Source organism: Caenimonas sedimenti (assembly GCF_007833165.1).
Lineage (GTDB): Bacteria > Pseudomonadota > Gammaproteobacteria > Burkholderiales > Burkholderiaceae_C > Ramlibacter > Ramlibacter sedimenti.
On the sequence record NZ_VOBQ01000004.1, the window covers coordinates 1 to 12,999 of the forward strand.

Sequence of the window (12,999 nt, forward strand, 5' to 3'; positions counted from 1 at the left end):
CCCTCCCAACCTCCCCCCAAAGGGGGGAGGAGCAATAGACCAGCATGCAACTCGGTGACGCCCGCACCGGCAAGTTCGCCGACAACATCGCCGGTTTCGGCCGGGCCTTGCGGCGCGCCGGCCTGCGCGTCGACAGCGCCCGCATCGCGCTGGCGCAGGAGGCGGCGCTGCTGGTCGGCGTGGCCGGCCGCGAAGACCTGGGGGCCGCGATGGAGGCCGTGCTGGTCAGCCGCGAGCAGGACCGCTTCGTGTTCCGCGAGCTCTACGACGCCTACTTCCGTGACCCCGAGATCGCGCACAAGCTGCTCGCGCAGATGTTGCCGACCGCCGAAGGGCAGGCGGCCCCCTCCAAGCGCCGGCCACGCGTGAACGAAGCGTTGGCGCCGCAGAAGGCTTTCGGCACGGGCCCGCAGAAGCCCAAGGAAAAGGAAATCGAGTTCGACGCCGCGATGACATCCAGCGACGCCGAGCGCCTGAAACACGCGGACTTCAACGCGATGAGCGCCAGCGAATATCGCCTGGTGGAGCGCCTGGCGCGCGACATCGTGCTGGCCGTGCCGCAGATGCAGACGCGACGGCCGCGCCCTGGAGCGCGCGGCGCGCGGCTCGATTGGTCCCGCAGCCTGCGCCACGCCAGCCGCACCGGTGGCGAGCTGATGGAGCTGCCGCGCCTGCACCACGGGCAACAAGCGCTGCCGTTGCTGGTGCTGGTGGACGTGTCCGGCTCCATGGAACGCTATGCGCGGCTGCTGCTCGCCTTCCTGCACGCGGCGACCCGGCATCACCGCCGGCGGGACGTCTTCGCGTTCGGCACGCACCTGACCGACCTCACGCCGGTTTTCCGCATCGCGGACAGCGACGCCATGCTTGCCGCCGCCGGCGCAGCCATCGACGACTTTGCTGGCGGCACGCGCCTGGGCGAATCCCTGGCCACGCTGCGCGAGCGCCATGCGCGCCGGCTGGTCGGCCGGCGCACGCTGGTCCTGCTGATCACCGACGGGCTGGACACGGGCGACACGGAACAACTGGCGCGTGAACTCGATTGGCTCACGCACCGCACGCGCCGCCTGCTGTGGCTCAACCCGCTGCTGCGCTTCGACGGCTACTCGCCGCTGGCGCGGGGCGCGGCCGTGCTCAACCGCTACGCCCATGGCATGCTTGCGGTGCACAACCTCAGCAAGCTGGAAGACCTCGCGGCCAGCCTGGCCGCGGTCATGCGCCGCTGAAACAAAACAACGGAAGAAATCGATCATGGAAATGCAAGGCAGCCGCCGGCTCGCGGTCTCGCAGCAGCAGGCCTGGGACGCACTCAACGACCCCGAGGTGCTGAAGACCTGCATCCCCGGCTGCGAGAAGGTCGAGGCGACGGGCGAGAACCACTACACCATGGTCATGGCGGTGCGCATCGGTCCCGTCTCGGCCCGCTTCAACGGCAAGATCGCCTTGGCCGACGTGCTGCCGCCGAACAGCTACACGCTGAACTTCGAGGGGCAGGGCGGCGCGGCCGGCTTCGGCAAGGGCAGCGCCAAGGTGGCGCTGGCACCGCCGGTCGAAGGCGGCGGATGCGAGCTGACCTACAGCGCCACCGCGCAGGTGGGCGGCAAGATCGCGCAGGTGGGCCAACGGCTGGTGGATGGCGTCGCCAGGTCGATGGCGGAGGACTTCTTCAAGCGCTTCGACAACGAGATGCAACGGCAGCACCCGCAAGCCGCTGCAGCTGCAGCTGCTGCCGAGCTGCCGGCGCAGCCAGCCGCTGCATCCGCGGCGCCGGGCACGGGCACGCCGATTTGGGTATGGGTGGGCCTGGGCATTGCCGTCATCGTGGGTTACCTGCTGTTCGGGCGCTGAAGCATGAAACGGGGCGTGACACGCTTCGCGTTGCTGGCGCTGGCACTGCTGCCGCAAGCCGCACGCGCGCAGGGCGAGACCAGCCTGCGTCCCATCGTGGTCACGCCCGGCCAGGGCGTGGCGCAGCCTGCGTTCGACACCCCGGCCTCCGTCGATGTCATCGACGGCGCCACGCTTCGCCATGGCCAGTTGGGCATCAACCTCTCGGAGTCTCTGGTGCGGGTGCCGGGCGTGGTGGCGCTGAATCGCCAGAACTACGCGCAGGACATCCAGGTTTCGGTGCGTGGCTACGGTGCACGCGCGACCTTCGGCGTGCGCGGGCTGCGCCTCTACGTGGACGGCATCCCCGCCACCGCGCCGGACGGGCAGGGACAGGTCTCGCATTTCGACCTGGCGTCGGCCGGGCGCCTCGAAGTGTTGCGCGGCCCCTTCTCGTCGCTGTACGGCAATTCCTCCGGCGGCGTGATCAGCCTTTTCACCGCCGACGGTGCGCCCGGCCATGCGGTGGAAGCCGGCACCGCCTTCGGCAGCGACAGTGTGCGCCGCCACACCCTGCGCCTGAGCGGCGAGCAGGGCGCGTGGAACTACAACATCAGCGCCCTGCGTTTCTCCACCGATGGCTGGCGCGAGCACAGCGCGGCCGAACGCACCGGATTCAACGGCAAGTTCCGCCTGCAGGCCAGCGCCGATACCAAGGTCACGCTGGTGCTGAACGCGATGGACATGCCGGACGTGCAGGATCCACTGGGCCTCACCCGCGCCGAATACGAAGCCAACCCGCGCCAGGCGAGCCCCGCCGCGCTGCAGTTCAACACCCGCAAGTCGGTGGACCAGATGCAGCTGGGCGCGATCATCGAACATCGGTTGGACGCCGCGCAGTCGCTCAAGCTCACCGCCTGGCGCGGCGCGCGCGGCACCGAGCAGTTCCAGGCCATTCCCGTCGGGACGCAGACGCCGGCCACCCACCCAGGTGGCGTGATCGTGCTGGACCGCGACTACCGGGGCATCGACGCACAATGGCTGCGCAAGGGCAATGTGGCGGGCGGTGCCTGGACCGTCACGGCCGGCCTCTACGCCGACGAGCTGGTGGAACGGCGCCAGGGCTTCCAGAACTTCAGCGGCAGCACGCTCGGCGTGATGGGCGCGAAGCGGCGCGACGAAGACAACCAGGTCCGCAGCTTCGACCAGTACCTGCAAGGCGTCTGGAACGGCGAGCGCTTCAGCCTGACGGCCGGCCTGCGCCATTCGAAGGTGCGCTTCGATTCGCGCGACAACTACATCGCCACCGGTAACGGGGACGACAGTGGCAAGACCAGTTTCAATGCCACCACGCCGGTGCTGGGCGCGGTCTGGCACCTGAGCGACACCGTCAACCTTTACGCGGCGGCAGGCCGCGGTTTCGAGACGCCGACGTTCAACGAGCTGGCCTATCGTGCCAGCGGCCAGCCAGGCCTGAACTTTGACCTGCGCAGCGCTACCAGCCGCCAATGGGAACTGGGCGTGAAGGCCGAGCCTTTGCCGCGCTGGCGCGTCAACGCGGCGCTGTTCCAGGCGCGCACCAGCGACGAGATCGTCGTGCTCAGCAACGCGGGCGGGCGCAGCACGTTCCAGAATGCGGGCAGCACGCGGCGCCGTGGATTCGAGGCGGCGCTGGATGGGCGCTGGGGCGAAGGCTGGTCTTTCCATCTCGCGGCGACCTGGCTGGACGCGATCTACGCGTCGGACTTCCTCACGTGCACCAGCGCGCCGTGCACCACGCCCAATGCGCTGGTCGCGGCCGGCAACCGCATCCCCGGCATTCCTCGCACCAATGTGTTCGCGGAGCTGGCGTGGCGGCACCGACCCTGGGGGCTCGAGACCGCCCTCGAATGGCGGCACCAGGGCGAGATCGCGACCGACGACCGCAACACCGACAGCGCGCCGCGCGCCAACCTGTTCAGCGTGCGCCTCGGGCTGGCACAGCAAGTGGGCCGTTGGACGGTGCGGGAATTCCTGCGCGTCGACAACGTGGCGGGGCGCAAGACGGTAGGCTCGGTGATCGTGAATGAAGGCAACCGCCGGTTCTTCGAGCCGGCGCCGGGCCGCACCTGGCTGGCGGGCGTGAACGCCAGCTACGCCTTCTGAAGGAAGCAAATGGAAAACCTCGACGTGACCGTCCTGCGTGCACTGCGTGACTGGCGGCAGGCCGGCAAGCGCGCCATGCTGGCGACGGTGGTGCGCACCTGGGGCTCGTCGCCGCGGCCCATCGGCTCGATCATGGCCTTGGCCGAAGACGGTTCGGTGGTGGGCTCGGTCTCCGGCGGCTGCATCGAAGACGACCTGGTCTACCGGCACACGCAGGCCTATGCCGGCAAGGGCGAACCCGGCCACCAGATTCCGTCCGGCCCGCCATCGTTCGTCAAGTACGGCGTGACGGCCGACGAAGCGCATCGCTTTGGCCTGCCCTGCGGTGGCACGCTGGAGCTGCTGCTCGAATACGACCCTGATCCCGACACCCTCGCGGCGCTGGTCCGCGCCTTGGAGGCGGGCCGCCTGATGCGGCGCAGCGTGCGGCTGGACGACGGCCAGGTCTCGCTGAGCGAAGCCCAGGCGCCCGAGGAGCTGAGCCTGCGCGACAACCTGCTGGTCAACATCTTCGGCCCCGAGTACCGCATGCTCCTGATCGGCGCCGGTCAACTCACCGAATATCTCGCCACCATGGCGCTCTTCAGCGGCTTCGCCGTCACCGTCTGCGACCCGCGCGAGGAGTACCGCGGTGCCTGGAGCGTCGCCGGCGCGAAGCTGGTGAGCGACATGCCCGACGACCTGGTGCTTGCGTTCAAGCCGGACCGCCGCAGCTGCGTGGTGGCGCTCACGCACGATCCCAAGCTCGACGATCTGGCCTTGCTGGAAGCGCTGAAGACGGACGCCTTTTACGTCGGCGCCATCGGCAGCCGCCGCAACAACGAGGCGCGGCATCAGCGGATGATCGAGCACTTCGGCATGACCGCCGCCGACCTCCAGCGCCTGCGCGGGCCCATCGGCGTCTACATCGGCAGCAAGACGCCGCCGGAGATCGCGGTGAGCGTGATGGCGGAGATCCTCGCCGCGAAGAACGGCGTCACCCTGCCGCGCGACATGGAAGTGGCGCAGGCGAAGAACGCGCAGTCAATCCTGCCCAATCAGGCGGAAGCCGGGATCGTCTGCAGCGTGGCGCGCAGCTGAAGCGGCGGCGCACACAGCGCGGCTTCCAGCGCGTTCGCGCGGCAGCCACCGGCCGGCGCGGTCAAACGGCCGCCACCGGCCGGCGCGCTCAAACGGCCGCACCGGCGGCGTGTGCCGCCACACTCTTGCGCAACGTCATCCGCAATCCCACCGGTGCCATCGCGAACATCAGGCGTTCGGCCGGCTCGCCGCCGTGTTCGGTGCCGACCGAAGCGATGTCGAAGTTCACCAGGAGCGTCAGCATCACCATCTTCATTTCCTGCAATGCCAGGTAGCGACCCGGACACATGCGGGGACCGGCGCCGAAAGGCATGGAGACACGCCGGGGGGCGGCTGGCGACAAGCCGTCCTCGCCCAGCCAGCGCTCGGGCTTGAACAGCGCGGCCTCGGGCACATGCTGGTCGTCGATGCTGTCGTGGCGCATCAACACCATCACCACGGTGCCGGTGGGCACGGCCACGTCGCCCACCACGGCTTCCTTCAGTGCCTGCAGCCCCATCAGGGGCGCCACCGGCCGCAGGCGCATGGTCTCGTGCATGCAGGCTTCGACGTAGTCCAGCTGCGCCAGGTGGTCCAGGGTGACCGGGCCGCCCCCGGCCATGACACGGCGGGCCTCGGTCTGCGCGCGCGCCAACGCAGCGGGGTGCCCGTGCAGCAACCAGATGGCCCAGGCCAGGGTGTTGGCGGTGGTGTCCTCGCCGGCCAGCAACATGGTCATGACATTGCCGGCCACCTGGGAATCGGTGATGCCGCTGCCGGGTTCGTCGGCGGCCACGAGCATGGCCTCCAGCAGGTTCTGTGGCGCTGCGCGGCGCGCGGGGTCGGCCAGCCGGATGCGGGCATCTGCGATGAAGCCATCGATCGCCTGGTCGACCGCCGCCAGCGCGCGGGCCAGGGCCTTGTCGGACGGCAGTTCGAACCAGCGCCAGTACGGCACGGCGCTCACCATGCGGGTGAACAGCTTGGGGAAGATCTTGTCCAGGTGGCGCTGGATGATGTTCTCGTCGGACTCGAGGGTGTTGACGTCGGTGCCGAAGGCCAGGCCGGCGATGGCGTCCACCGTGAAGCGCATCAGGTCGGCTTGCAAGTCGATGGCCCTGCCGCTGCCCGCAGCTTTCGCCCAGCGGCCGGCCAGCCGCTCGCCGCACTTGACCAGCGAGGGGTAATAGGCTTTCACATGGCCAGGGTCGAAGGCGGCCATCACCATCCGGCGCTGGCGCCGCCACTCGTCGCCATTGGAGCCGAACAGCCCCGCCTTCAGGCCCATCTCCATCCCGATCAGCTGTTGCCGTTCGGTCCGGCGGAATCCATCCGGCCGATCGCGCAACACCGTGGCAACGGCTTCGTGGTCGGCCACCACCAGCACATTCTGGGGACCCATCCGCAAGCGGAAGATGCGGCCGTACTGCCGGGCCCATGCGGCCAGCTGCAAGTGCATCCCGGCCGGCCGCAACTGTGGCAGGTTGCCCAGCACCGGCCAGCCGGGCGGCGCCGGCAGATCAGCCACCCGGCGTAGCGGCGCCGGGGCCGCAGGTGGGGTGTCTGCTACACGCGGGATGACGCTGGACATGGACACTCCTGCAGGCGCCTGGCGGCGCACAGGCCAAGGATACGCGACAGGCGGTGCGGCGCGAAGATGCGCGCGGTGGCCCGGTCCGAGGCGTGCGCGTCGGGGGGCTATGGGGACGCGGCCGAGCCGCCGCCCGGGCGGCGGCTCTCACGCCATGACGCCGGCGTCGCACCCAGTTCTCGCCTGAACACCGTGTTCAGATACTGGACGGAGCGGAAACCGCTCGCCAGCGCGATGTCGGCGATGCCCATCTGCGTCTTCCCCAGCAACTGGAAGCAACGCTGCAGCTTGTGCTGCAGGATCTCGTCGTGGACCGAACGCTTCAGCTCCCGCCGGAAGTACATCTCCAGCGATGAGCGCGACAAGCCGACCGTCTGCGCCACCTGGTCCGTCTTGATGCCCTGGCAGGCGTACTGGCGGATGTAGTGCAGCGCGCGCATCACGGGCGCGCTGTGTTCGACGTCGCGCGCGGTGGACGCGCGCGCATGCACGCTGGCCGGCGGCACGACCACCCGGATGTCGCCCACGGGCGATCCACCGAGGGCCTGGTGCAGGAGGTGCGCCGCGCGATAGCCCATGTCGTGCGTGCCCTGGCTCACCGAGCTGAGCTGGATCCTGGTCAGGTGCTGGCCCAGCGTGTCGTTGTCGATCCCGATGATGGCGACCTCGTCGGGCACCGCGAAGCCGCCGACGATGCAGGCCTGCAGCACCTGGCGCGCGCGCGCATCCGTGACGGCGACGATGCCGATGGGTTTGGGCAGGCTGTGCAGCCACGAAAGCAGTTTCCGCGTTGCGCTGCCCCAGGTGGGCGCGCTGGTCGCCAGGCCCCGGTGGATGTCGCCGGTCAGGCCGTCGCGGGCCAGCCAGGCGGTGAAGGCCTTCTCACGCTCCTGGGCCCAACGGTTCAGCGGTGACTCCGGCAGGCTGTAGCAGGCAAAGCGCGTAAGCCCCGACTCCACCAGGTGGGTCATCGCCCGCTCGACGAGTTCGCGGTTGTCGGTGGCGACATATGGCACGTCGGCGGGGTAGCACGCGGGGTCTTCGTAGGAACCCCCGACGGCGATGACCGGCACGCGCACGCCGGCAAGCGCACGCGCCACGGTCGGATCGTCGTAGTCCGCGATGATGCCGTCGCCCTCCCAGTCGTGGATGCCATCGAGCCGGAAGCGGAAATCCTCCTCGAGGAAAAGATCCCAGGCGACCCGGGTCTGGTTCACGTAGTCGCCGATGCCCGTGATGATTTCGCGGTCATACACCTTGCTCGCATGAAAGAGCAAAGCCACGCGCAACACGGTGGGGCCAGTCTGGCGGGAGGGTGCTTCCATGGTCCGGCTTGTCGATCACTCTGATCTTGGCATATCCACCGGATTGCTGCGCTGCAGAAAGCAATTTCGCAAGCCGCGCTCGCAAATTTCGCAATCGCGGGCGCGGAAGCGCGGTCCTAGGATCGCGCCATCGGAAGTAGCCACAGACAAACCCATGAGTTTTCTCGAATCCATCGCACCCGTGCGCTACGAAGGCCCCCAGGCCACGGCGCCCTTGGCGTACCGCCACTACGACGCCGGCGCGCTCGTGCTGGGCAAGACGATGGCGGAGCACCTGCGGCTGGCGGTCTGCTACTGGCACACTTTCGTGTGGCCCGGCAGCGACGTCTTCGGCCAGGGAACCTTCGGCCGGCCCTGGCACGCCGGCGGAGATGAATTGACGCTGGCGCGCAGGAAGGCGGATGCGGCCTTCGGACTGATTGCCCGGCTGGGCGTCCCGTTCTACACCTTCCATGACACCGACGTGGCGCCCGAGGGTGCGAACCTGGCCGAGTACCGGAGCAACCTGTCCGCGATGGTGGACGTGCTCGCGCAGAAGCAGAAGGAGACCGGGATCTCGCTGCTCTGGGGCACGGCCAACCTGTTCGGCCATCCGCGCTACGCGGCCGGCGCGGCCAGCAATCCGGACCCGGAAGTTTTCGCGTACGCAGCGACGCAGGTCTTCAGCGCGCTGAACGCGACGCAGCAGCTGGGTGGCGCCAACTACGTCATGTGGGGCGGCCGCGAAGGCTACGACACCCTGCTGAACACCGACTTGCCGCGCGAGCGCCGCCAACTGGGGCGCTTCATGCAGATGGTGGTGAACCACAAGCACAAGATCGGCTTCAAGGGGCAGCTGCTCATCGAGCCCAAGCCGCTGGAGCCCACCAAACATCAGTACGACTTCGACAGCGCCACGGTCTACGGCTTCCTGAAGGAGTTCGGCCTGGAGAAGGAGATCAAGCTGAACATCGAGGCCAACCACGCCACGCTGGCGGGCCACAGCTTCCAGCACGAGATCGCCACAGCTGCCTCGCTCGGGATCTTCGGCAGCATCGACGCCAACCGCGGCGACCCGCAAAACGGCTGGGACACCGACCAGTTCCCCAACAGCGTCGAAGACCTCACGCTGGCGCTCTACGAAATCCTGCGCGCCGGCGGCATCGGCAGCGGCGGGTTCAACTTCGACGCGAAAGTGCGGCGGCAGAGCATGGACGCCGTCGACATCCTGCACGGGCACGTGGGCGCCATCGACGCATTGGCACTGGCACTGAAGAGCGCCGCCCGGCTGGTCGAATCGCGCGAGCTCGAGCAATTCCGCCGGCAGCGCTACGCGAACTGGGATGGCGAGCTGGGGCAACGCATCATCGAAGGCGGCATGAGCCTGAGCGAACTGGCCGAACACGCGTTCGTCCACGACCTCCAGCCGAAGCCGGTCAGCGGCCGCCAGGAGTGGCTGGAAAACCGGGTCAATGCCGCGATCTTCGCGGGCGTGGCCTGAAGCACCGGACGCAGGAGTATTTCCGTGAGCCTGACGGTCGGTTTCAAGGACGTGAGCAAGCGGTTCGGCCCCGTGCAGGTCCTGCATGGCGTCAGTTTCGAGCTCGCGCCGGGCCGGGTGATCGGGGTGCTCGGCGAGAACGGGGCCGGCAAATCGACGCTGATGAAAATCCTGGCCGGCTATGAAGCGGCCAGCGAAGGCGTGGTGGAACTGGACGGGCAGGCCGTGCGTTTCAAGGGGCCGCGCGAGGCAGAAACCGCCGGTGTCGTGATGATCCACCAGGAGTTCAACCTGGCGGACGACCTGAGCATCGCGCAGAACATCTTCCTCGGGCACGAGCGCAAGCGCTTCGGGTTGCTGGACGACGAACGGATGGCCGCCGAGGCTGGCGCCGCGCTGCGCCAGGTCGGGCTCGACTGCAGCCCTACGCGCCGCGTCGGCGACCTCATCGTGGCGGAGAAGCAGCTGGTGGAGATCGCACGCGCGCTCAGCCGGCGCGCCCGCGTCCTGGTGATGGACGAACCGACGGCGACGCTCACGCCCTCGGAGACGGAGCGCCTCTTCGCCCTCATCGCGCAGTTGAAGGCGGCGGGCTCGACCATCCTCTATATCTCCCACAAGCTGGACGAGGTCGAACGCATCACCGATGAAGTGGTCGTCCTGCGCGACGGGCGCCTCGTGGCCCGCCGGCCGACGGGCAGCGTGACGCGCCAGCAGATGGCCAGCTTGATGGTGGGGCGCGAACTGGCCGATCTCTTCCCGCCGCGGCATGCCGTGGCGGCCGACGCGCCCGTCCTGCTGGACGTGGAGGGCCTGGCCGTTCCCGGTTGGTGCCACGACGCGAGCTTCCAGGTGCGCGCCGGCGAGATCCTGGGTTTCGCGGGGCTGGTTGGGGCGGGACGGACCGAGTTGTTCGAGGGCCTGCTCGGCTTGCGACCCTCCAGCGCGAAGTCGGCGCGAGTGGCGGGCCAGGCGTGGACGCGCCGCAACCCGCGTTCCGCGGCGCGGCTCGGTCTCACCTACCTCAGCGAGGACCGCAAGACGCGCGGCCTGCACCTGCGCATGGGCCTGGCGCAGAACCTCACGCTGATGGCACTGGAGCGGTACGCGCGGCCGCTGTTGGAACCGCGGCGCGAACAGGCGGCCCTGGCGGCCGCGACCACGGCCTTCGGCATCCGCACGCAAGATGCCGATGTGCCCGCTTCCGCCCTGTCCGGCGGCAACCAGCAGAAGCTGGCGCTCGCACGGGTGCTGCAGCCGGACCCCAAGGTCGTCGTGCTGGACGAGCCGACGCGCGGCGTCGATGTGGGGGCCAAGCGCGACATCTATTTCCTGATCCAGCGGCTGGCCAGCGAAGGCCGCGCGGTCATTGTCGTGTCCTCCGAGCTGCTCGAACTGATCGGCCTTTGCCATCGCGTGTTGGTGATGCGGCAAGGCCGCCTCGTTGCCGAACTTCCGCAGGACCAGCTGTCCGAAGAACTGTTGATCGCCCATGCAACTGGAACGCACTGATCCCGCCGCCGTCGAAGTGGCTGCCGCCCGGCCGGTGCTGCGCAAGTGGCCCTCCTTCGCGGGGGCCGGGCCGCTCGCGGGCCTGGCGCTGGTCTGCATCGTGGGCGCCTTCCTCAATGAGAACTTCGCGACCCTCGACAACGCGATGAACGTGCTCACCCGCACGGCCTTCATCGGGATCATCGCGGTGGGGATGTGCTTCGTCATCATCTCCGGCGGCATCGACCTCTCGGTGGGATCCATGGCCGCACTGATCGCGGGCACCACGATCCTGCTGATGAACGCCGCGGCCGGCGCCGGCTGGAGCCCGATGGCGGCCGTGGTGGCCGGCATGGTCTTCGCCATCGCACTGGGCGCTCTCTTCGGGCTCGGCCACGGGCTTCTCATCAGCAAGGGGCGGATCGAGCCCTTCATCGTGACGCTCGGCACGCTGGGGATCTTCCGCGCCTACCTCACCTATTTCTCCAATGGTGGCGCCATCACGCTTGGCGGCTCGCTGGTCGATGTCTACAGCCCGGTCTACTACGGCAGCTGGATCGGCGTGCCGGTGCCCGTGTGGGTCTTCATCGGGGTCGCCTTGCTGGGCAGCCTGATCCTGAACCGCACCGCCTTCGGCCGCTATGTCCAGGCCATCGGCTCCAACGAGCAGGTGGCGCGCTACGCCGCCGTCGACGTGGACCGCGTCAAGGTGCTCACGTACATGTTGCTGGGCACTTGCGTGGGCATCGCCACCGTGCTGTACATCCCGCGCCTGGGCTCGGCTTCGCCGTCCACCGGGCTGCTCTGGGAGCTGGAGGCCATCGCCGCCGTGATCATCGGCGGCACCGCGCTGCGTGGCGGCGCCGGCGGCATCACCGGCACCGTCATCGGCGCCGTCCTGCTCTCGGTCATCAGCAACATCCTCAACCTGACCAGCATCATCAGCGTGTACCTGAACGCGGCGGTGCAAGGCTTCGTGATCATCGCCGTCGCGTTCTTCCAGCGCGGCCGCAAGTAACCGGTTCCCAGCAGGTGGCAAGGCTGCCGTTTTTCACAACGTAAGGAGACAAAGCATGAAATCATCGATCCGTCTGGTGGCTGTCCTCGCCACCGCCCTCGCGGCGTTGGGTGCCGCACCCACCGCCTTCGCGCAGAACAAGCCCCACATCGGCGTCTCGATCCCCGCGGCCACGCACGGCTGGACCGGCGGCGTCGTGTACTGGGCCAACCGCACCAAGGCGGAGCTGGAGAAGCAGTATCCCGGGCTGAAGGTCACCGTCAAGACGGCCGGGTCGGCCTCGGAGCAGGCGAACCAGGTGCAGGACCTGCACACGGCCAGCAAGATCGACACCCTGGTGATCCTGCCCTTCGAATCGGCGCCGCTCACGCAACCGGTCGCGCAGGTCAAGGGCAAGGGCGTCTACGTCACGGTCGTGGACCGCGGGCTGACCGACACAAACGCCCAGGATGCCTATGTGGCCGGCGACAACCCCGGCTTCGGCAAGGTGGCGGCCGAGTACATGGCGAAGGCCATGGGCGGCAAGGGCAACGTCGTCGTGCTGCGCGGCATCCCGACGGTGATCGACAACCAGCGCGTGGACGCGTTCAACGCGGTCATGAAGAGCCACCCCGGCATCAAGGTCCTGGATGCCAAGCACGGCAACTGGAACCGTGACGATGCGTTCAAGGTCATGCAGGACTACCTGACCCGCTTCAAGCAGATCGACGCCGTCTGGGCTTCCGATGACGACATGGCGGTGGGCGTGCAGAAGGCGATCGAGCAGGCCAAGCGCACCGACATCAAGCTCGTGCTGGGCGGCGCCGGGTCCAAGGACTACATCAAGAAAGTCATGGACGGCGACAAGACCGTCACCGCCGATGTCACCTATTCACCGGCCATGATTGCCGACGCGATGAAGCTCACTGCCGCGGCACGGGTGAAGGGTGAGAAGCTGCCCGCGTCCACCATCATTCCTTCGGTGCTGGTGACCAAGGAAAACGCCAAGCAGTACTACTTCCCCGATTCGCCTTTCTGAAACCTTGTGGGACAGACCAAGAAATTGCGCAGCAATTTTTGCTCT

The 12,999-nt window shown here is 68.3% G+C and carries 10 protein-coding genes; 8 read left to right on the top strand and 2 right to left on the bottom strand.

The window, feature by feature from the left end:
* Positions 1–44: 44 nt before the first annotated feature.
* The 4 genes from FN976_RS04630 to FN976_RS04645 are packed head-to-tail and all read left to right on the top strand — an operon-like array spanning position 45 to position 5,052.
* Entirely contained in the window at positions 45–1,226 is a 1,182-nt protein-coding gene (locus FN976_RS04630; protein WP_145891487.1) for a vWA domain-containing protein, read from the top strand.
* A 25-nt stretch (positions 1,227–1,251) separates the two neighbouring features.
* On the top strand, positions 1,252–1,848 hold the full coding sequence (locus FN976_RS04635) for an SRPBCC family protein (RefSeq protein ID WP_145891489.1): 597 nt from the start codon (positions 1,252–1,254) through the stop codon (positions 1,846–1,848).
* Between the two features lie 15 nt (positions 1,849–1,863).
* On the top strand, positions 1,864–3,972 hold the full coding sequence (locus FN976_RS04640; RefSeq protein WP_255440128.1) for a TonB-dependent receptor family protein: 2,109 nt from the start codon (positions 1,864–1,866) through the stop codon (positions 3,970–3,972).
* Positions 3,973–3,981: 9 nt separating this feature from the next.
* Positions 3,982–5,052: an XdhC family protein gene (locus FN976_RS04645; RefSeq protein ID WP_145891493.1), complete on the top strand. Its 1,071-nt coding sequence runs from the start codon at positions 3,982–3,984 to the stop codon at positions 5,050–5,052.
* Between the two features lie 88 nt (positions 5,053–5,140).
* On the opposite strand, the gene FN976_RS04650 is transcribed toward FN976_RS04645, so the two are convergent.
* Both FN976_RS04650 and FN976_RS04655 read right to left on the bottom strand, forming a co-directional pair.
* Positions 5,141–6,622, bottom strand: a complete 1,482-nt coding sequence (locus FN976_RS04650) for a cytochrome P450 (RefSeq protein WP_145891495.1) — start codon at positions 6,620–6,622, stop codon at positions 5,141–5,143.
* A 107-nt stretch (positions 6,623–6,729) separates the two neighbouring features.
* On the bottom strand, positions 6,730–7,947 hold the full coding sequence (locus FN976_RS04655; protein ID WP_145891497.1) for a XylR family transcriptional regulator: 1,218 nt from the start codon (positions 7,945–7,947) through the stop codon (positions 6,730–6,732).
* 154 nt (positions 7,948–8,101) lie between these two features.
* Here FN976_RS04655 and xylA point away from each other — a divergent pair, with 154 nt between their 5' ends.
* From xylA to FN976_RS04675, 4 genes are read left to right on the top strand one after another with little or no spacing between them, the layout of a single operon-like run.
* Positions 8,102–9,427, top strand: a complete 1,326-nt coding sequence (gene xylA / locus FN976_RS04660) for a xylose isomerase (protein WP_145891499.1) — start codon at positions 8,102–8,104, stop codon at positions 9,425–9,427.
* A gap of 24 nt (positions 9,428–9,451) precedes the next feature.
* A complete protein-coding gene (locus FN976_RS04665) occupies positions 9,452–10,939 on the top strand; it encodes a sugar ABC transporter ATP-binding protein (protein WP_145891501.1) in 1,488 nt (495 codons plus the stop codon).
* On the top strand, positions 10,920–11,936 hold the full coding sequence (locus FN976_RS04670) for an ABC transporter permease (RefSeq protein WP_145891503.1): 1,017 nt from the start codon (positions 10,920–10,922) through the stop codon (positions 11,934–11,936). The genes FN976_RS04665 and FN976_RS04670 overlap by 20 nt, the downstream gene beginning before the upstream one ends.
* Positions 11,937–11,991: 55 nt before the next feature.
* On the top strand, positions 11,992–12,954 hold the full coding sequence (locus FN976_RS04675) for an ABC transporter substrate-binding protein (protein WP_145891505.1): 963 nt from the start codon (positions 11,992–11,994) through the stop codon (positions 12,952–12,954).
* Positions 12,955–12,999 lie beyond the last annotated feature (45 nt).